Source organism: Streptomyces sp. NPDC001904 (assembly GCF_040297005.1).
Classification (GTDB): Bacteria; Actinomycetota; Actinomycetes; order Streptomycetales; family Streptomycetaceae; genus Streptomyces.
The window spans coordinates 142,952-161,495 of sequence record NZ_JBEOYI010000004.1 but is presented as its reverse complement, the minus strand read 5'-3'; the positions used below and the strand labels follow the sequence as shown (position 1 = coordinate 161,495).

At 71.9% G+C, this 18,544-nt stretch carries 17 protein-coding genes; 10 read left to right on the top strand and 7 right to left on the bottom strand.

Annotated elements, in window-relative coordinates; genetic code table 11:
* Positions 1-23: 23 nt before the first annotated feature.
* A complete protein-coding gene (locus ABT127_RS07820) occupies positions 24-1,001 on the bottom strand; it encodes a hypothetical protein (protein ID WP_351445713.1) in 978 nt (325 codons plus the stop codon).
* Between the two features lie 342 nt (positions 1,002-1,343).
* Here ABT127_RS07820 and ABT127_RS07815 point away from each other — a divergent pair, with 342 nt between their 5' ends.
* The 4 genes from ABT127_RS07815 to ABT127_RS07800 are packed head-to-tail and all read left to right on the top strand — an operon-like array spanning position 1,344 to position 3,503.
* Positions 1,344-2,234: a DMT family transporter gene (locus tag ABT127_RS07815; protein WP_351445711.1), complete on the top strand. Its 891-nt coding sequence runs from the start codon at positions 1,344-1,346 to the stop codon at positions 2,232-2,234.
* Positions 2,235-2,243: 9 nt separating this feature from the next.
* Positions 2,244-2,765 (top strand): NUDIX hydrolase, encoded by a 522-nt coding sequence (locus tag ABT127_RS07810; RefSeq protein WP_351445710.1) that lies wholly within the window; start codon positions 2,244-2,246, stop codon positions 2,763-2,765.
* 21 nt (positions 2,766-2,786) lie between these two features.
* Positions 2,787-3,179, top strand: coding sequence for a YidH family protein (locus ABT127_RS07805; RefSeq protein ID WP_351445708.1), 393 nt, complete (start codon positions 2,787-2,789; stop codon positions 3,177-3,179).
* A 3-nt stretch (positions 3,180-3,182) separates the two neighbouring features.
* A complete protein-coding gene (locus tag ABT127_RS07800; protein ID WP_351445706.1) occupies positions 3,183-3,503 on the top strand; it encodes a DUF202 domain-containing protein in 321 nt (106 codons plus the stop codon).
* 55 nt (positions 3,504-3,558) lie between these two features.
* Here ABT127_RS07800 and ABT127_RS07795 read toward each other — a convergent pair whose 3' ends face one another.
* On the bottom strand, positions 3,559-4,437 hold the full coding sequence (locus tag ABT127_RS07795; RefSeq protein WP_351445704.1) for a sigma-70 family RNA polymerase sigma factor: 879 nt from the start codon (positions 4,435-4,437) through the stop codon (positions 3,559-3,561).
* Positions 4,430-4,609, bottom strand: coding sequence for a hypothetical protein (locus ABT127_RS07790; RefSeq protein ID WP_351445702.1), 180 nt, complete (start codon positions 4,607-4,609; stop codon positions 4,430-4,432). Before ABT127_RS07790 ends, ABT127_RS07795 begins: the two co-directional genes overlap by 8 nt.
* Before the next feature lie 249 nt (positions 4,610-4,858).
* Between ABT127_RS07790 and ABT127_RS07785 the strand changes: the two genes are divergently transcribed.
* The 3 genes from ABT127_RS07785 (at position 4,859) to ABT127_RS07775 (ending at position 7,603) form a co-directional block, all read left to right on the top strand.
* Positions 4,859-5,155, top strand: a complete 297-nt coding sequence (locus ABT127_RS07785; RefSeq protein WP_351445700.1) for a hypothetical protein — start codon at positions 4,859-4,861, stop codon at positions 5,153-5,155.
* 187 nt (positions 5,156-5,342) lie between these two features.
* On the top strand, positions 5,343-6,371 hold the full coding sequence (locus ABT127_RS07780) for a phosphotransferase family protein (RefSeq protein WP_351445698.1): 1,029 nt from the start codon (positions 5,343-5,345) through the stop codon (positions 6,369-6,371).
* Between the two features lie 8 nt (positions 6,372-6,379).
* Positions 6,380-7,603 carry an acyl-CoA dehydrogenase family protein gene (locus tag ABT127_RS07775; protein ID WP_351445696.1) on the top strand — a complete coding sequence of 408 codons (1,224 nt, stop codon included), beginning with the start codon at positions 6,380-6,382 and terminating at the stop codon, positions 7,601-7,603.
* A gap of 594 nt (positions 7,604-8,197) precedes the next feature.
* Here the strand turns inward: ABT127_RS07775 and ABT127_RS07770 are convergent.
* The 3 genes from ABT127_RS07770 to ABT127_RS07760 are packed head-to-tail and all read right to left on the bottom strand — an operon-like array spanning position 8,198 to position 11,249.
* Positions 8,198-8,794, bottom strand: a complete 597-nt coding sequence (locus tag ABT127_RS07770) for a TetR/AcrR family transcriptional regulator (RefSeq protein WP_351445694.1) — start codon at positions 8,792-8,794, stop codon at positions 8,198-8,200.
* Between the two features lie 23 nt (positions 8,795-8,817).
* The gene (locus ABT127_RS07765) at positions 8,818-10,488 is read right to left on the bottom strand and encodes a class I adenylate-forming enzyme family protein (RefSeq protein WP_351445692.1); all 1,671 of its coding nucleotides are present in this window, start codon (positions 10,486-10,488) and stop codon (positions 8,818-8,820) included.
* On the bottom strand, positions 10,485-11,249 hold the full coding sequence (locus tag ABT127_RS07760) for an SDR family oxidoreductase (protein WP_351445690.1): 765 nt from the start codon (positions 11,247-11,249) through the stop codon (positions 10,485-10,487). Before ABT127_RS07760 ends, ABT127_RS07765 begins: the two co-directional genes overlap by 4 nt.
* 254 nt (positions 11,250-11,503) lie before the next feature.
* Between ABT127_RS07760 and ABT127_RS07755 the strand changes: the two genes are divergently transcribed.
* From ABT127_RS07755 to ABT127_RS07745, 3 genes are all read left to right on the top strand, one after another.
* On the top strand, positions 11,504-12,760 hold the full coding sequence (locus ABT127_RS07755; protein ID WP_351445688.1) for an exo-beta-N-acetylmuramidase NamZ family protein: 1,257 nt from the start codon (positions 11,504-11,506) through the stop codon (positions 12,758-12,760).
* Between the two features lie 157 nt (positions 12,761-12,917).
* Complete coding sequence (locus ABT127_RS07750; protein ID WP_351446232.1) at positions 12,918-14,171, top strand: MFS transporter; 1,254 nt, start codon at positions 12,918-12,920, stop codon at positions 14,169-14,171.
* A gap of 92 nt (positions 14,172-14,263) precedes the next feature.
* Complete coding sequence (locus ABT127_RS07745; RefSeq protein WP_351445686.1) at positions 14,264-15,535, top strand: serine-threonine protein kinase; 1,272 nt, start codon at positions 14,264-14,266, stop codon at positions 15,533-15,535.
* 32 nt (positions 15,536-15,567) lie between these two features.
* Here the strand turns inward: ABT127_RS07745 and ABT127_RS07740 are convergent, their stop codons facing one another.
* Entirely contained in the window at positions 15,568-18,456 is a 2,889-nt protein-coding gene (locus tag ABT127_RS07740; RefSeq protein ID WP_351445684.1) for a penicillin acylase family protein, read from the bottom strand.
* Positions 18,457-18,544 lie beyond the last annotated feature (88 nt).

Genomic DNA, 18,544 nt, shown 5'->3' with positions numbered 1-18,544 from the left:
GCTTGTTCGCTGTCTGCTTCTCGCTAGACCGCGCCGAGCGCGGCGTCGTGTGCGGCACGGAACGCCGCGTACGGTTCCTGGTCGCCGTACGACCACGGGGCTTCCGTGACGTGCGGTCCGATGCGGTGGAACAGGGCGGCCGCCTCGGCCGGCCGGCCCTCGCAGTACTTGGCGTGGGCGAGGAAGTTCAGGTCGATCCGGCCGCGCGGGTGCACGACACCGGCCCGGTCGTACGGGTCGCCCCACTCCAGCCACCAGTCGAAGGCGGCCTTCATGACGAGGCGGGCGCGCCGCCCGGCCCAGTGCCCGGAGCGCTTCGGGTCGCCGGGCACCGCGCCCGCCGTCGCGAGCACCCGGAACCGCTCGGCGTGCGCGACGACCGGGACCACGGCGAGCGGCGAGCCGGGCGGGGCCTGTTCCGCGGCCCAGGCGGCGAAGTCGTACACCTCGTGGAGCGGGTCCTGGCCGGCCTCGGGGCGCCGCTCGGCGAGCCGGGCGACCATCAGGTGGTGGGCGTGGTGGTGCACGGGATGCCGGTGGCGCACCTCGTCGAAGAGCCGTACGACGTCCTCTTCGCGCCCGACCTCCCGCTCCAGGTGGAGCAGGCCGAGCCAGGGAGTGGGGTCGTCGGGGACCAGTGCGGCCGCGTCGAGACAGGCGTCGCGGGCCCGGTCGGGGCGGGTCTTCCCGGCGACGGCGCGGTGCACGGTGGCCAGGGCGAGCAGCACGGGGGCGTCCGTGGACTCGGGTTCGACGAGCCGCCAGTCGCCCGCCCAGGCGCTCGTCGTGGCCTCCCGGGCGAGCACCATCATCCGGTGGCCGCGGCGGTCCCAGTCGTCGCCGGTGGCGGCGAGCAGTGCGCGGGCCTCGGTCCAGCGGCCCTGGGCGAGGGCGGTGCGGGCGGCCACGAGGTCATGGTCGTCGAGTGCGGGGTCGCCGAAGCCCGCGGGGTGCCCGGGCTTCCTGCGGGAGCGCCCGAGCGGAGGCGGGGGTGGGGGCACCGCGACGGTTCCTCTACGGCTCTGCGGATCTCGGCAGATCTCTTCGGCTCCGCGCGACGCTGCGCGGCCAGGTCAATGATCACGGACAGCAAAGCGGTAGCGGGTACTCCACGTCAAGGGAGATCGGGTGACGGAGTTCACCAACTCGCCTATCAAGTAGGCGAGTTGCGGTTATTGCATCTTCAACATGCCTTGTCAGGGCGGACGTTGCCCTGGTTACACGAGTACAGACGTCCGGCGTCCGGGCACGGCAGGGCGTGCTCCCGTGGGGCGCGGGGCGCCGCGGGGCGCTATGGTCGGCGCATACCCACCCCTGCTCTTCCAGCCGTAGAGGTGCGCAGCGTGTCGGTCCTCGTCCTCGTCCTCGCCGTGAGCGCGGCGTTCTGCCTGGGCATCGGTTTCGTCCTCCAGCAGAACGCGGCGGCGCACGCCCCGCTGGGGGACTTCCTCTCCCCGCGCCTGCTCCTCGACCTCGTCCGGGTGCCGCGCTGGCTCGGCGGCATAGGGCTGATGGTGTGCGGCATGGCGCTGGGCGCGATCGCGCTCGGGCAGGGCGAGGTGACCCTGGTGGAGCCGCTGCTCGCGACCAATCTGCTGTTCGCGCTGATGCTGTCGCGCCGGCAGACCAGACAGCCGCTCGGCCGGCAGGGCTGGGCGGGCCTGGTGCTGCTGGCGGGCGGGGTCACCGCGTTCATCGTGGCCGGGCAGCCGCGGGGCGGCAGCGCGGTGACGGAACCGCTGCGGCACTGGCTGATCATCGGCGTGATGGTCGGCGTGGCCCTGCTGCTGGCCACGCTCGCGAAACGGTCGCGGCTGAGCGCGGGTCCGGCGCTGCTCGCGGTGGCCGCCGGGCTGCTGTACGGGGTGCAGGACGCGCTCACCCGGGTGAGCGGGCAGCGGTTCTCGGCCGGGGGGCTCGCGGCGGTGTTCGCCGGCTGGCAGCCGTACGCGGTGATCGCTCTCGGGGTGACGGGGCTGGTCCTCGTACAGAGCGCGTTCGAGACGGCGCCGCTGCGGATGTCGCTGCCCGCGCTGACCGCCGCGCAGCCGCTGGCCGGGATCGTGTGCGGGGTGGGCTTCCTCGGGGACCGGCTGCGCACCGACACCGGAGCGCTGGCCTGGGAGGCGGCCGGGCTGGCCGGGATCGTGGTGGGCGTGGTGCTGCTGGGGCTGCATCCGGCCATGCCGGGGGCCGTGCCGACCGCCCGGGAGCGGGTCGGCACCCCGCAGTAGCCTGCCCGTATGACTCCTCCCGCGACTCCGGCCGAAGAGATCCTCGACATCGTCGACGAACAGGACCGGGTGGTGGGGCAGGCGCCGCGCGGGGACGCCTACGCGCGCGGGCTGCGGCACCGGTGCGCGTTCGTCCTGGCGCGGAACCCGGCGGGCGAGGTGTTCGTGCACCGGCGCACCGCGACGAAAATGGTCTTCCCCGGGATGTACGACATGTTCGTCGGCGGTGTCGTCGGCACGGGCGAGAGCTACGACGAGGCCGCGCTGCGCGAGGCCGAGGAGGAACTGGGTGTCAGCGGGCTGCCGCAGCCGACCCCGCTGTTCCGGTTCCTGTACGAGGGTGACGGCGCGCGGGGTTCCTGGTGGTCGGCCGTGTACGAGGTCACCTTCGACCTTCCGGTGCGGCCGCAGGCCGAGGAGGTCGACTGGTACGCCTTCCTGAGCCTCGACGAGCTTGAGCGGCGGCTGGGCGAGTGGGCGTGGACGCCGGACGGGCTGGTCGCCTTCGACCGGTGGAGGGCACACCGGTGACCCGGAGGTAGTGTCCTGCCAGTGATCGATTTCGTGCGCAACATCCGCCTCTGGTTCACGCCCGAGCGGATCAGGAACGAGGGTGAAACGCCCGACTACCGCTTCTCGCTCGCCAACGAGCGGACCTTTCTCGCCTGGGTACGGACGGCGCTCGCGCTGATCGGCGGCGGATTCGCGGTGGACCAGTTCCTGCCCGATCTGCGCTGGGGCTGGCGGGTGGGTCTCGCGCTGGCGCTGCTCGCCTCCGGGGTGCTGTGCTCGCTGCGGGCCGTGAGCCACTGGGTGCGGTGCGAGCGGGCCATGCGGCGGGGCGAGGACCTGCCGGCGTCCCGGTTCCCCGCCGTGCTGAGCGTGGTCGTGGCGCTGGTCGCCGTGGCCATGGTCGTGGTGGTGCTCGTGGGCTGGGAGGGCTGAGGCATGGCGGCCGGTGCTCGGCGTGATCCCGGGTTGCAGCCGGCCCGGACCCGGCTCGCCTGGCGGCGCACCACGCTGTCGTGCACCGTGGCGGCCGTGCTCGCCGTCAAGACCGTGCTGCACGGCGCCGCCGGGGTGATCGAGTGGACGGCCGCCGCCCTGGTGCTCCTGGTCTGGCTGGCCTTCCTGTCCGTGGCCCACCGCCGGATCACCGGCCTGGCCCTGAACGAGGCGGCGCCGCCGGTGATGTCGGTGCGGGGGGCCGTGACGGCGGCCCTGTGCACGGTGGCACTGGCCGTCTTCGCGGTGGCTCTGGTGGTGTGACCCGCCGGGTCGGGGGCCGGTGGCCGGACCCGGCGGACATCCGACCAGTGGTCGGCTAGTAGTCGTCCCTGTCGAGAGGCGTCTGGATCGGAACACCGGGACCGAGATCTCCCCCGCCCCCGGCCCGGTGACCGGCATCGCCGCCGGGCGGGGGAGGCGAGGACGAGGGAGCCGCTCCCGCCGCGCGTCGCCCCTGAGCGGTCGGCGGCCGGAACGACCGGCCGTACCTGCGCCGCGGCAGAAAGACCGCCAGCGCCAGCCAGACCGCGGCGATCGTGATCAGGCCGGTGAGGCCGAGCGTGACCGTGAACCCCCTGGAGGCGTGTCCGAAGCCGCCGGAGCCCGGAAGAACCCTGCGTGTCCCGCTCGCCAGCCCGGTGGTGACCCAGGTGACCAGCGCCACGGCAAGCCCGGCCAGTGCCACGGTCAGCGTTTTGATCGCCCTGTGGGTGTGGACGCCGACCGTCCCGGTGGCCGTCCCCATGATCCGGGCCGCCTCTTCCTGGGTGAACCCCATCTCCCGCGTCAGCAGCAGCGCCTTCTGCTGCTGACGCGGGAGTCCGTCCAGCGCCTGGTCGATGAGGTGCCGCATCTCGGCTCGGGCGATCGGCTCCACCTTCGGCTCGTCCTCCGCCCGCACGTCCGCGTCGAGGGAGGCGTACCCCCGCCCCGCGTAGTGGCGCCGCGCCGCCTGTCTGACCTCGTTGCCCAGGCAGCCGTAGAAGAACGCGGGCATGTTGCCGATCGGCTTGTCGTAGGACAGCACGGCCTTGAGCGCGTTCTGCACGACGTCCTCGGGATCTGCCGACGTCTGCGGCACGTCGCCCCTGCGCAGCCGTTTGGCCGCGGCTCCGACCATCTGGCCGTACCGCTCCTCGACGAGCGCCGCCAGCTCCTCCGCGTGCCGCGACCGCGGCCTGTTCCGGTCAGCCACGCCGCCCCCGCTTTCCCGGCCGACGCCGCCGCGGCGTCCGCCCGTCGCGCTTCGCACGGATTATCTCGGCCCTGCCCGCCGCCCGGTTGCGGAACGCGATGCTCGTCAGCACCTTGCTCAGCGCCGGCGCGAAGAACACGATCAGGAACACGGCCGTGCCCGTACCCGTCATCTCCACTGGACCTCCTCGAGTCTGCGGCCCAGCGCCTCGGGACGAGGCAGCGGCCGTACGCCCCTTGAGAGGCAGCGCACCACCCGATTCCTTTACACGGCCCGCGGAAAATCTTGTGGCCGCGGAAGGACGCACCCCAGGAGCACGGGGAACCGTGCGACCGGACACGGCGCGACCCGCCCCGCACAAAGCCACCTTTCCGGCAATTCGGACTAGCCTGAGTGGACGACGCGAGCGAAGGTGAGCATCATGACCAGCCTCCATCAGGAGCACCCCGTCCACGCCCACGCCCACGGCCCCGCCTGCGGCCACCGGGCGGTACCGCACGGCGACCACGTCGACTACGCGCACGACGGCCACCTGCACGCCGAGCACGACGGTCACTGGGACGAGTGCGAGCCGCGCGGGCACGTCGCGCACCAGCGGCACGAGCACCGGCACGGCGAGGACTGCGGGCACGAGGCCGTGCCGCACGGGGACCATGTCGACTACGTCCACGACGGCCACCGGCACGCGGAGCACGACGGCCACTGGGACGATCACTGACCCACCCCGCCCCGGACGGAATCCGGCGAAAGGGCCCGGCAATCACCGCCGGGCCCTTTCGCGCGTCCGGGCGGACAGGGCACCGTGGGCCAGGGTTGGAACGATCACTTTTCCGTCAGCCACTGGACGACATACCGACTGGTCGGCATGATGAGTCGCACCCGTCCCGGATTCTCGGAGGACCACGATGAGTCACCCACCAGGTCTCGATCTCGACCAGCTGCGCGCCCACCTCGATCGCGAGCGGCCCGGCCTGGTCGTCGGGCCGCTGTCCGGGCGGCTCATCGAGGGCGGGCGGTCCAATCTCACGTACGAGGTGAGCGACGGGACGTCGAGGTGGGTGGTCCGCAGGCCGCCGCTCGGGCACGTCCTGGCCACCGCGCACGACATGAAGCGCGAGCACCGGGTCATCGCCGCACTGCACGACACCCCGGTACCGGTGCCCGAGGCACTGCTGCTGTGCGAGGACGACAGCGTCGTCGGGGCGCCGTTCTACGTGATGGAGTTCGTCGACGGGACGCCCTACCGGACCGCCGAGCAGCTGGCCCCGCTCGGCGCCGAGCGGACCCGCGCCGCCGTGCTCGGGCTCGTCGACACCCTGGTCGATCTGCACGCCGTGGACCCGGCCGCGGCCGGTCTCGGCGACTTCGGGCGGCCCGACGGCTTCCTCGACCGTCAGCTGCGCCGCTGGGGCAAGCAGCTGGACGCCTCCCGCAACCGGGAGCTGGCCGGCATCGACGAGCTGCACGCGGCCCTCGGGCGCTCGCTGCCCGACTCCCCCGCCGCGACGATCGTGCACGGCGACTACCGGCTGGACAACGTCCTGGTCCGGCAGGATGCCGACGGCGTCGACCGGATCAAGGCCGTCCTCGACTGGGAGATGTCGACGCTCGGCGATCCGCTGACCGACCTGGGCCTGCTGGCGATGTACAGCGCCCGGCTCGAACTGCCCGACTCCCCCATCTCCACGACGGCGTCGGCCGCCGGGCACCCGGCCCCGGCCGAGCTGATCGAGCGGTACGCCGCGCGCTCGGGGCGCGACGTGTCCGCGGTCTCCTGGTACACGGCGTTCGCCTGGTTCAAGCTCGCCGTGATCCTCGAGGGCATCCACTACCGCTACACGCTCGGTCAGACGGTCGGCGCCGGGTTCGACCGGATCGGCGAGCTGGTCCCGGTCTTCATCGAGCACGGCACCGACACCCTCCAGAAAGGCTGACGCGCATCATGGACTTCGCATTCGACGCCCGTACCGAGGAGCTGCGCGGCAAGCTCCTCGCGTTCATGGACGAGCACGTGCACCCGGCCGAGGCGGTCGCCGCCGAGCAGCGCGCCGCGCTCGGCTCGCCGTGGGAGACCCCGGCCGTGGTCGAGGACCTGAAGGCCGAGGCACGTCGGCAGGGCCTGTGGAATCTCTTCCTTCCCGATGCCGAGCACGGCGCCGGACTCACCAACCTCCAGTACGCGCCGCTGGCCGAGATCACCGGCCGCAGCCCGCAGTTGGCGCCGACCGCGCTGAACTGCGCGGCTCCCGACACCGGGAACATGGAGGTGCTCGCCCAGTTCGGTGACGACGCGCAGAAGAAGCAGTGGCTGGAGCCGCTGCTCGCCGGGGAGATCCGCTCGGCGTTCGCGATGACCGAGCCGGAGGTCGCCTCCTCCGACGCCACGAACATCACGACCCGGATCGAGCGCTCCTCCGACGGATCGGGCGACTACGTCATCACGGGCCGGAAGTTCTACATCTCGGGCGCCATGAACCCGAACTGCAAGATCTTCATCGTCATGGGCAAGACCGACCCCGACGGCCCGGACATCCGCCGCCAGCAGTCGATGGTGCTGGTGCCGCGCGACACCCCCGGGGTCGAGGTGCGGCGGGCCATGACCGTCTACGGGTACGAGGACCACTGGCACGGCGGGCACGCCGAGGTGATCTTCGATCAGGCCCGGGTGCCGGTGAGCAATCTGATCGGCGAGGAGGGCGGTGGCTTCGGCATCGCCCAGGCGCGGCTCGGCCCGGGCCGCATCCACCACTGCATGCGGCTGATCGGCATGGCCGAGCGCGCCATCGACCTGATGTGCCAGCGGGCCGTGGCCCGCACCGCGTTCGGCAAGCCGCTCGCCCAGCAGGGCGTGGTGCAGGGGTGGATCGCGGACGCGCGGGTGGCCGTCGAGCAGCTGCGGCTGCTGGTGCTGAAGACGGCCTGGCTGATGGACACCGTGGGCAATCGCGGGGCGCACACCGAGATCCAGTCCATCAAGATCGCGACCCCGCGGACCGTGGTCGACATCATCGACAAGGCGGTGCAGCTGTACGGCGCCGGCGGGGTGTCGCAGGACTACCCGCTCGCGGAGCTGTGGGCGGGGGCGCGGACGCTGCGCCTGGCCGACGGTCCGGACGAGGTGCACCAGCGGTCGCTGGCCCGGCGGGAGTTGAAGCGGTTCGCCTAGGTCTCGTCGTCGGGCGCGGGTGATCTGTGGCTGGTCGCGCAGTTCCCCGCGCCCCTTAAGGCTGCGCTGCGCGCAGCCTCCCCTGGGCGAGCGAAGCTCGCTTCAGGGGCGCGGGGAACTGCGCGAGAAGCCCCCACCGGCCTGCGGACGAAGGTCAGTAGCCGCCGCCCACCACATGGTCCGTCAGAGCCAAGCGCCGCAGGAAGCAGCGCACGCGCAGGGCTCGAGGCCGGCCGGGCGCTGCTGCCGCAGGCGCGGCAGGCGCTCGCGGACCTGTGTGGACCTCGCGGCCGAACTGGCCGGATTCCACCGGGAGTTCCCGGGGATCCAGGTCTCGGTGCGGGAGGCCCCGGTGGCGGATCTGGCGGACGAGCCGTTCATCGAGTTCAAGGCCGGTACGGGTCTGGAGTCCGCGGTGCGCAGGCTCGCCGCGCACCGCGGACTCGACCGGCGCATCACCTGTGAGGCGGATCGGGGAGGACGCCGGGCTGCCGTGCGTCTCCATCCGGCAGCCCGAGCCCGGGCGGACCGTGGTGCTGGCGGGGCGGGCGCCCCGGCCGCGCAATCCGGCGGCCGGGGCGCTGCTGCGCAGGCTTACGGCCGCAGCGCCCGCAGCAGCAGCTCCGCCAGCTGGTCCGCGAGCTGCTGCGGGGTGAGCGGGCCGTCGGGCCGGTACCAGGTGGAGAGGTGGTGGACCGAGCCGAAGTGGTAGTCCACCACCAGGTCCGCCGAGGTCTCCGGGGCGAAGACGCCGGTCCGCTGGCCCTCTTCGATCAGCGCCCTGAACCGCTCGTGGTAGCGGCGCCGCTCGGCCCGTACCTGCTTGTTCTTCTCGGGGCTGAGGTGGTGCATGGAGCGGAAGAAGATGGCCGCGTCGTCGAGGTTCTCGATCGTGGTGACGACGACGTCGGCCGCCGCCTCGCGCAGCCGCTGCTCGACCGGCTCGTCCCGGTCGGCGAAGGCGTCGAGCCGGTCCTGCTGGAGGCGGAGCAGCCGCGCGTACACCTCGTGCAGCAGATCGTCCTTGGAACCGAAGTAGTGGTAGAGGGCGCCCTTGGTGACGCCCGCGGCCTCCACGATCTCCTGGACCGAGGTGCGGTCGTAGCCCTGCTCGGCGAAGAGCCGGGTGGCGGCCGCGAGGAGGCGCTGCGGAACGGGTGTGCCGTCGCCGCCCGTCGTCGTCCTGGGCACTGCCGCCACCTGCCTTTCGCTGTCTACTGTCCGTGGCTTGCGGGAGCACGCAGCTCCCGTCGGAGGATCTTCCCACTTGCCGTCTTGGGCAGCTCGCGCAGGACCTCCACCTCGCGGGGATATTTGTACGCCGCGAGCCGCTCCTTGCAGTAGGCGGCCAGCTCCTCGGGGGTCGCCTCCGCGCCGGGGCGCAGACTGACGTACGCCTTGACGCTCTCGCCGCGGTAGGCGTCGGGGATGCCGACGACGGCCGCCTCCCGGACCCCGGGGTGGGTGTAGAGGACGTCCTCGACCTCGCGCGGCCACACCTTGAAGCCGGACGCGTTGATCATGTCCTTCTTGCGGTCGACGACGTACAGCCAGCCGTTCGCGTCCATGAAGCCGATGTCGCCGGTGCGCAGCTCCCCGCCGGGGAAGCCCTCTTCGGTGGCTTCGGGGCGGCGCCAGTACCCCGGCACGACCTGCGGGCCGCGGACCGCGATCTCGCCCTGCTCGCCGAAGGGCACCTCGTCGCCGAGGTCGTCGAGGATGCGGACGACCGAGTCGGGGCCCGGGACGCCGACCGCGAGGGTGCCGGAGACCGGGTCGACCGGCGCCTCGGTGCCGGGCGGCACGGACGCGCAGGGCGCGGTGCACTCGGTGAGGCCGTAGCCGTTGTGGATGTACGGGCCGAAGGCGGCGCGGAACTTCTCCACCAGGGCGGGCGGCACCGGGGCGCCGCCCGACGAGATCGAGGAGAACGACGCGAAGTGCTCGCGGGTGGCCTGCGGCTGGGCGGCAAGCGCCATGAAAGCCGTGGAGGGGCCGACGGTGTACGCGGGCCGGTGCTCCGCGAACGCGTCGAGGACCACGCCCGGCTCGAAGCGGTAGGCGAGGGCGAGGGTGCCCGCGTTGGCGAAGGAGGCCACCAGCTCGCACACCATGCCGGTGATGTGGAAGAGCGGCGCGAGCGCGAAGTAGGTGGCGCCCTCGGGCAGGCCGAGGCCGGTGCGCTGGCGCTCCGCGTTGTACGTGATGTTGCGGTGCAGGTTGGTGGCGCCCTTCGGGGTGCCGCTGGTCCCGGAGGTGTAGCTGATCAGCGCGATGTCGTCGCCGGACGGTTCGCGGCCGGCGGGCGCCTCGTGGCCCGCGCGGGCGACGGCGAGGAGGTCGTCGGCGTCCGTGGCGGCCGGGGTGACCCGCTCGAAGTTGAGAACCCGCTGGTCGTTGCGCGTCTGGAGGTCGAGTTCGCAGGCGGTCAGCACGATCCGGACCGGTGAGTCCGCGGCGGTCTCGCGCAGATACGCCTCCCAGGCGCGGTCCGTGCAGACGAGCCCGGCGACCTCGGCGTCGTGCAGGACGTGGCCGACCTCGCCCGACTTGTACATCGGGTTGACCGGGACCACGACGGCACCGGCCTTGAACGCGCCGAGCAGCGCGAGCACGAAGTGCGGCGAGTTCTGCAGCATGACCGCGACGCGGTCGCCCTTGGCCAGGCCGCGCTCGGCGAGGTGCCCGGCCACCGAGTCGGACAGGGCGTCCACCTCGGCGTAGGTCAGGCGGCCGTCGAAGTAGGCGAGGGCGGTGGCGTCGGGGGCGCGGCGGACCGCGGCGGCGAAGGCGTGCGCGACGGAGGCGGCCGGGGTGACGGGGGCCTTCTGCGCGTCGTTGAGGACGCCGAGCCAGGGCTGCGCCGCATAGATCGAGGGGCTCACCGGGCGGCCTCCCACTTCTGCTGGATGTGGTTCATGTTCGTGAGCCAGCGGTCGGGGACGGCGGCGCGGGCCGTGTAGTACTCGGCGACCTCCGGGTGCGGCAGGATCAGGAAGCGGTCCTCGGCCATGCCCGCGAAGAGCGCGTCGGCGACGTCCGCCGGTTCGATGGCGGTCGGGGCGAGGACCAGGTCCCCGGCGGATCCGGAGGCGGTGAGCATGTCGGTGCGCACGCCCTGCGGGCAGATCGCGTGGACCTTGAGGCCGCGGTGGCGGTAGGTGAGCGAGAGCCATTCGGCGAAGGCGTACGCGCCGTGCTTGGTGACGCTGTACGGGGCCGCCCCGACCATGCTGAGCAGTCCGGCGGCGGAGACCGTCGAGACGAAGCGGCCGGTGCCCCGCTCCAGCCAGTCGGGCAGCAGGGCGTGGGCGGCGCGGACGTGCGCCATGACGTTGACGTCCCAGGCCGCGGCCCACACCTCCTCGGGCGCGGCCTCGGTGCCGCCGGAGGCCAGGCCCGCGTTGGCGCAGTAGACGTCGACGGTGCCGCCGAGGGCGTCGCGGGCCTGCTCGACGACGGTGGAGGCGTCTCCGGGCACGGCCGTCGCGCCGATCTCCTCGGCGACGGCCGCGGCCTTGGCCGCGTCCAGGTCGTTGACGACGACCCGCGCGCCCGCGTCCGCGAACCGGCGGGCGAGCGCGGCGCCGATACCGCCGCCCGCCCCCGTGACGACGACTGACTGGCCTTGCAGACTCTCCACCATCGGTCTCCTTCGACACGACTTCGGCACGACTTGCGGCACGCCTTTCGGCACGACTTCCGGTGCGACTCCGGCGCGGTCTCGGCAGGGCGAGAACGGCCCGTCGCCCCAGCAGACTAACCAGTCGGTATGGAGCGGTGGAAGGGGTTCGGACCTGGCGATCCGCCGAGGTTCGTTCCCGGGGTTCGTTCCCCGGGAGCCGCCCACGGGCTAGCGTGCATGGCCATGCCAGTTCCGATGATCACGGAGGTTCCCGCATGAACATGTCGAGACGGCTGCTGCTCGCGGCGGGCGCGGGGGCGGCGGGCGCCGCCGGCGTCGGTGCCGCCGGACCGGCCCAGGCCGCCGGGCGGAGCGGCGGGGGCCGCCCCCTGCGCACGGGCTTCGAGCGGCTGGAGGCGGACGGCTACCGGCTCCTCGACGGCGAGAAGGTCGGTGTCGTCACCAACCCGACCGGCGTCACCCGCGACGTCCAGCACATCGTGGACGTGATGCACGACGACGCACGCGTCGACCTGAAGGCGGTGTTCGGCCCCGAGCACGGCTTCCGCGGCACCGCGCAGGCGGGCGGCTCGGAGGGGCGCTACGACGACCCGGCGACCGGACTCCCGGTGTACGACACGTACTTGAAGAGCGGCCAGGCGCTCGCGGACGTCTTCACGGCGTCCGGCGTGGACACGATCGTCTTCGACATCCAGGACGTGGGCGCCCGCTTCTACACGTACATCTGGACGCTGTACGACTGCATGGAGGCGGCGCAGCTCGCGGGCAAGCGGTTCGTGGTCCTCGACCGGCCGAACCCCATGACGGGCCGGAACGCCTACGGGCCGGTGCTGCACAAGGAGTTCGCGACGTTCGTCGGCCGCCGCGAGATCTCGCAGGCGCACGGCATGACCGTCACCGAGCTGGCCCGGCTGTTCAACGGCGAGTACCTGACGCACCCCGTCGAGCTGGCCACGGTCACGATGAGCGGCTGGCGGCGCGGCGACTTCTACGACGCGTCCGGTCTGCCGTGGGTGCCGCCCAGCCCCAACATGCCGACGCCCGACACCGCCCTGGTGTACGCGGGCACCTGCCTGTTCGAGGGCACGAACCTGTCCGAGGGCCGCGGCACGACCCGGCCCTTCGAACTGCTCGGCGCCGAGGGCATCGACCGGTCGTGGGCCGCGGCCGCGAACGGACTCGCCCTGCCCGGCGTGCACTTCAGGGAGGCGTACTTCGCGCCGACGTTCTCCAAGTTCCAGGGAAAGACCATCGGCGGGGTGCAGCTGCACGTCGACGACCGGGAGTCCTTCGACCCGGTGCGCACGGGCATCGCGCTCCTCGTCACCGCGAAGAAGGCCTGGAAGGACTTCGCCTGGCGCTCCGACAACTGGATCGACAAGCTCACCGGGTCCACCCAGGTCCGCACGATGATCGACGCGGGGGCCTCGGCGGACGAGGTGGTCGCGGCCTGGCGCAAGGAACTGGCCGCGTTCAGGGACGTACGCCGCAAGTACCTCACGTACAAGTAGCCCCGGCCACACCTCTCGTCTCGGAATCCGGGACAAGCGTCCCAGAATATTGACTGGACCGTACACGGACAATCAGAGTCGACCCGTGCTCAAAGACGACTCGACCAGGGAAGACGCGACGTCGGCGGACGCGGCGCAGGCCTCACCACCGGAGAGCCTGCGCCGCGTCGCGGTGGCCAGTTTCATCGGTACGGCCATCGAGTTCTACGACTTCTACGTCTACGGAACGGCCGCCGCGCTCGTCCTCAACGACGCGTTCTTCCCGAACCTCTCCGATCTGAACGGAACCCTCGCCTCCTTCTCGACGTACGCCGTCGCGTTCGCCGCCCGCCCGCTGGGCTCGCTGGTCTTCGGCCACTTCGGCGACCGCGTCGGCCGCAAGTCGGTGCTCGTGGCGTCGCTGCCGCTGATGGGCCTGTCCACGGCGTGCGTGGGCCTGCTGCCCGGCTACTCCACTCTCGGCGTGTGGGCGCCGGTCCTGCTCGTCCTGCTGCGCTTCCTCCAGGGCGTCGGGCTCGGCGGCGAGTGGGGAGGGGCGGCGCTGCTCGCGGTGGAGCACGCACCGCGCGGCAAGCGCGGCCTGTTCGCCGCGTTCCCCCAACTCGGCCCGTCCGTCGGCTTCTTCGCGGCCACCGGAATCTTCTGGCTGCTGTCGGAGACGCTGTCCGACGACGCGTTCACGTCGTGGGGCTGGCGGGTGCCGTTCCTGCTCTCCTTCCTGCTCGTCGCGGTCGGCCTGTTCGTCCGTCTGAAGATCAGTGAGACGCCGGTCTTCCAGAAGGTGATGGACCAGCAGGAGGCCAGCAGGGCACCGGCGTTCGAGGTGTTCAAGCGGCATCCGAAGGAGATCCTGCTCGGCGCGGGCGGCATGATCATCGCGTACGGGCTCTTCTACACGGCCACCACGTACTGTCTCGCGTACGGCACCAAGACGCTCGGCGTCCCGCGCGGCACGATGCTCACGACCCAGCTCGTGGCCTGTCTGTTCCTGGCCGGCGGCACCTGGCTGGCGGCGACCCGCTCGGACGCGGGCGGCCGGCGCAGGACGGTGCTGATCGGCTCCGGGATCGCGATCGTGTGGGGCCTGGTCCTGTTCCCGCTGATGGACTCCGAGCAGCCGGTGCTCATCGCGCTCGCGCTCGGCGGGGCGCTGTTCTGCATGGGCGTGGTGTACGGCCCGATGGGCGCCTATCTCCCGGAGCTGTTCGGGGTGCGGGTGCGCTACTCCGGCGCCTCGTTCGCGTACAACCTGGGCGGGGTGCTCGGCGGTGCGGTGGCCCCGCTGGTGGCGACGCGGCTGCAGGGCTCCTTCGGCTCGGCGTCGGTGGGCTGGTACGTGAGCGCGATGGCCGTCGTCTCGCTGCTGTGCGTCCTGGCGCTGCCGGAGACCCGGGAGCGCGAACTCACCTGAACCGAAGCGACTTCGACGGGGTGTATGGCCAACCCCCGTGACCGGCGGGACGATGCGGCACACCGCACGGACCACTGCCACGGGGGTTGGCCATGGCTGCACCGGAAGTACACGTACGGCCCTACTGGGAGCTGACGTTCGACGCCGCCGGGGACCCGGATCCCGGACAGCGGGACGCCCTGCTGCGCGGGGTGCGCGAGCGCGGGGTGCGGGACCTGGTCCTCCTCGCGCACGGCTGGAACAACGACCACGACACCGCGTCCCGGCTCTACGACCGCTTCTTCGCGCCGTTCCCCTCCCTCGCACCCGGCGCGCACCTCGGGTACGCGGGCGTGCTCTGGCCCTCGATGCGCTTCACGGACGAGCTGATCCCGGACTTCGCCCCCGCGGCGGCCGCGGCGGGCCCCGCCGTACCGCGGTCGGCCCTCGATCAGGAGACCCGGCGGGCGCTCGGCGCGGTCTTCCCCGGGCACGAGCCCGTCATCGACCGGCTGGCCGGACTCCTCGACGCGCAGCCGCCGGACGCGTTCGACGAGTTCGGCGGTCTGGTAAGGCAGTTGACGGGGGTGCGGACGGACGGGATCGCCGCCGACACGGTGCCGGAACTGTCGGCGCACAGTGCGCTCGCCATGTTCCAGCGGGACACCCGGGACACCTGCCGGGAGTTCGCCGAGGCGCTGGCGGAGACGGCCGGGGACGTCCCCACCTTCACACTGCCCGGCGGTCTGGCCAAGGTCTGGCACGGCGCTCATGAACTCCTGCGCCAGGCCACGTACTTCGCCATGAAGCGGCGGGCGGGGACGGTCGGGCAGAAGGGGCTCGGGCCGGCGCTCGGGCGGCTCGCCGCCGAGGCGCCCGGGGTGCGCGTGCACCTGGTCGGGCACAGCTTCGGCGCCCGGCTCGTGTCGTTCGCCCTGGCCGGGCTGCCCGCGCAGGCACGGAACGTGAAGTCGGTGACCCTGCTCCAGGGCGCGTTCTCGCACTACTCGTTCGCGCGGCGCGGCTCGCTGGCCGGGCGGCAGGCGCGCGTCGACGGCCCGCTGGTGGGCTGCTACTCGCGCTTCGACACGGCGCTGGGCGTGCTGTACCCGCTGGCCTCGCGCCTCTCGGGGGACGACCGCGGCGCCATCGATCTCGGCCTGCGCTGGGGCGCCCTGGGCCACGACGGGATCATGGAGGTGAACGGGTCGGTGCGCCGCTCCCTGGCCGAGGTGCTGGGGGCCGGGGTGCCGGAGTCGGGGTGCGTGAGCGTGGACGCCTCCCAGGTGGTCCGCAAGGGACCTCCCCCGTCGGGCGCCCACAGCGACATCTGCCATCCGGAGCTGGCCCGCGTGGTCCTGGGGGCGGGCCGGATCGCCCCGTGAGGGGCGCGGGGCGAGCCCCGCGCCCCCGACGGCTACCGGTGTGCCGGGAACTCCACGACCTGCTGGTACGTAGGCCGGTTCTGCCACTGCATCGAGCGGTGCGTGATCCCGCCGAGCGCCCGGTGGACGATGGTGTCGGCGCACCACTGGTCCCCGGCCTTGCAGTTGTCGTCACCGGGGTAGACCTCGGTGGCCGGCTTGGCCGCGGCCGTCGCCAGGGTCTTCAGGAGCGCGTCCCGGCAGGCGGAGAGGTCACCGGCGCCGCAGTACTGCGCGCCCAGCTTCCCCTGCACCGGCTGCCCGAGCACCGACCGCAGATCCTTGTCGATATAGCCCCACCAGCCGTACTGGAACGAGGACCCGGCGTGCGAGCCCGTCGGTCCGTGCCCGGCGGACGGCGCCTCGTCCACGGTCAGTTCGGCGGTCAGCGCCTGGTAGAGGTCGTCGCCGAGCCCGGGCTTGAACTCGGCCTCCACCAGGAGCGGCCACCACGCGTCCATGATCCGTACGGCGTCCGGATGCGCGTACGTCTTGGACCCGGCGGACGTCTGGTTGCGCTGCGCGCCCGCCTTCTGCCAGGCCTCCAGCTGCTGCACGGCCTTCGCCTGCTGGGGGTCGTCGACCGGCTTGCTGCGGATCACCTTGAGGATCTCCGGCAGCACCTGCTCGCCGCGCAGATCGGTGACCGCCGCCTCCTCCATGGCCTGGGTCAGCGAGGCGCGGGTGACCCCGCCCTGCTCGGTGAGCTTCTTCACCCGGCCGTTCAGCAGGTCGGCGCGGTGCACGGCGCCGAGGCTGAAGTTGGCGGCCCCGAAGCCCTTGGCCTGCTTGTTGTTCCAGGAGACGTAGTAGTCCTGGTTCACGGAGTTCGGGTGCTGGTCCGGCGGCGTGTACGCGGCGGTGTTGTCCGCCGGGTCGAAGTCCTTCCACTCGTAGGCCGGTTCGGCCTTCACGGGCAGCGAGCCGTCGACGTCGGCCGCGCGCACGGGGTTGCTGCCGCTGTTGTAGTACGCGATGTCGCGCGAGTCGGCGTAGAACCAGTTGAAGGCGTAGCTGATGTGCTGCGCCGCCTTCTCGAAGCTCGCGGCGTCCTTGACGTAGGACGGGTCGTTGAGCATCTGGAAGCCGATGATCGAGTCGGCCTCGTGCCGGTAGGTGGAGCGCAGCGCGGTGTACGCGACGGGCTTGCCGCCGACCGTCGCGCGGTGCGTGACGACGCCGTACTTCGTACGGAAGACCTGGAGGCGGTAGGAGCCGGCCGCCGTGGAGTCGGCCACCGTCGGCTTCCAGGAGTTCTTCTTCTCCAGCTTGTCCATCGACGTGCAGGTGCCGTGGTAGAGGTACGACGTCGACTGCTTGGTGGGCGTGGAGCCGTCGGCCTCGCACAGCTGGACCGCGTAGGTGTCCGTGATGTCCTGTCCGGCGGAGGTCGCCGACCAGGAGTAGTCCTGGCCGCGGCCGAGCTGGATGTACATGCCGACCCCGGCGAAGGAGACGCCGCGCGCGCTGATGCCGGGGCCCTGGAGCTCCTGCATCATCAGCAGCTGGGGCGCGAAGTAGCCGGTCTGCGGGCCGAAGACGGCGACCGGGTGGCCGGACGCGGTGTGGGCGCCGGAGACGAGCAGGGCGTTCGACATGCCCTTCCTGGTGCCGGAGTCGTTGCCGGCGAACAGATCGGCGGGGAGCACCCCGTCGTCGTACATGCCCTGGAGCGGCTTGAGGTTCTTCGCCGCCTTCACCGGGTCCTTGGCGATGCTGTCGCCGGACTTGGCGGACGCCGTGGCGGCCGAGCCGGTGCGGTCGTAGACGACCTGTTCCGTCTGAACGGATCCCTTGTCGGGCAGGGCCTGGCCGCGCGCGTTCGCCGGTTTCTGGCCGTAGGGGAAGCTGGTGCCGTCGTGGATGGTGCTGACGGCCTCGGGGTCGTCGCGGCCGCGGAAGGACTCCCAGACCTCGGTGCCCTTCTGGACGCCGTACTTCTCCTGCGCCTGCATCAGCGAGAGGGCCTGGCCGACCTCTCCCCCGCCGCCGTTGCCGAAGAGACCGCCGACCACCGAGGCGAGCGCGATCATGTCGGTCACCTTGAACGGCTGGATCTCGCCGATGTTGGTGATCGCGTCGACCTTGCCGGTGAGTACGTACTCACCCGGGAAGTAGCGGCCGTTCTTCGACTTGACCCGGTAGGCGTTGAGGCCGTCGATGTAGGCCTGCGCGTCGTCCATGGCCTGCTGCCCGCGGGTGCCCTGGGCCTTGATGAAGTCGACCTGCTTCTGAAGATCGTCCTCGGTGTAGGGGGCCTGGGGCCAGAACTCCTGTTCCAGTCCCTGGTTCGCCAGCGCGCCGCCCGCGAAGGACGTCAGCTCGCCGCGGCCGATGTGCCGGAACAGGTCGATCAGCCACAGGCGGTCCTGACCTGCGGCGAAACCGGCGCCGAACTCGGTTCCGTAGCGCGTGGAACCTTTGATGTGGGGTACGCCGTTCTTCTTGTCACGGGTGATGGTCACGTCGTCGCGCGGCCGCGTGACGGAGGCGACCTGATCGGCCGGTACACCGAAGGAGGAGTCGTTGAAGAAGTTCGCGAGTGTGTCGTCCGTGAGCGACGGGTAGCCGGACGAGAGCGCGTCATAGGGACCGAGCTGATCGTCCGCATGCTGGGGCTGTGTGCCGAACAGCTTGTTCCCGAGGATCTCGGCAAGCGTCGCGCTGCCGTTCGCCCCGGGCGGCAGTATGTCCGAGCACTGCCCCTTGCAGTAATCGGTGACCGGGACGGGCTCATCGGCGGCACTCGCCGCCGAGGTCGTCAGTGGGGAAAGCAGTCCCGCGGTGAGCAGGAGAGCCGCGGCGGCCGTAACTCTCCGCAGAGGACCGCGGGTCCTGCTGGGCACTCTGTTCAGGGTGGTGCGTGGAATGCGTCGTCGCATGCCTGGTCCTCCCGACGATGGGTGTGCCGGAGGTTACCGGCGGTTAGCCAACGACAGAAGATGAACATGCGTCACGTTTTCGGAATCA

Coding starts and splice junctions, on each gene's coding strand:
- ABT127_RS07810 (WP_351445710.1), top strand. CDS start 2,244: ATGACTCCTCCCGCGACTCCGGCCGAAGAGATCCTCGACATCGTCGAC.
- ABT127_RS07755 (WP_351445688.1), top strand. CDS start 11,504: ATGAACATGTCGAGACGGCTGCTGCTCGCGGCGGGCGCGGGGGCGGCG.
- ABT127_RS07745 (WP_351445686.1), top strand. CDS start 14,264: ATGGCTGCACCGGAAGTACACGTACGGCCCTACTGGGAGCTGACGTTC.
- ABT127_RS07785 (WP_351445700.1), top strand. CDS start 4,859: ATGACCAGCCTCCATCAGGAGCACCCCGTCCACGCCCACGCCCACGGC.
- ABT127_RS07780 (WP_351445698.1), top strand. CDS start 5,343: ATGAGTCACCCACCAGGTCTCGATCTCGACCAGCTGCGCGCCCACCTC.
- ABT127_RS07790 (WP_351445702.1), bottom strand. CDS start 4,609: ATGACGGGTACGGGCACGGCCGTGTTCCTGATCGTGTTCTTCGCGCCG.
- ABT127_RS07740 (WP_351445684.1), bottom strand. CDS start 18,456: ATGCGACGACGCATTCCACGCACCACCCTGAACAGAGTGCCCAGCAGG.
- ABT127_RS07760 (WP_351445690.1), bottom strand. CDS start 11,249: ATGGTGGAGAGTCTGCAAGGCCAGTCAGTCGTCGTCACGGGGGCGGGC.
- ABT127_RS07800 (WP_351445706.1), top strand. CDS start 3,183: ATGGCGGCCGGTGCTCGGCGTGATCCCGGGTTGCAGCCGGCCCGGACC.
- ABT127_RS07775 (WP_351445696.1), top strand. CDS start 6,380: ATGGACTTCGCATTCGACGCCCGTACCGAGGAGCTGCGCGGCAAGCTC.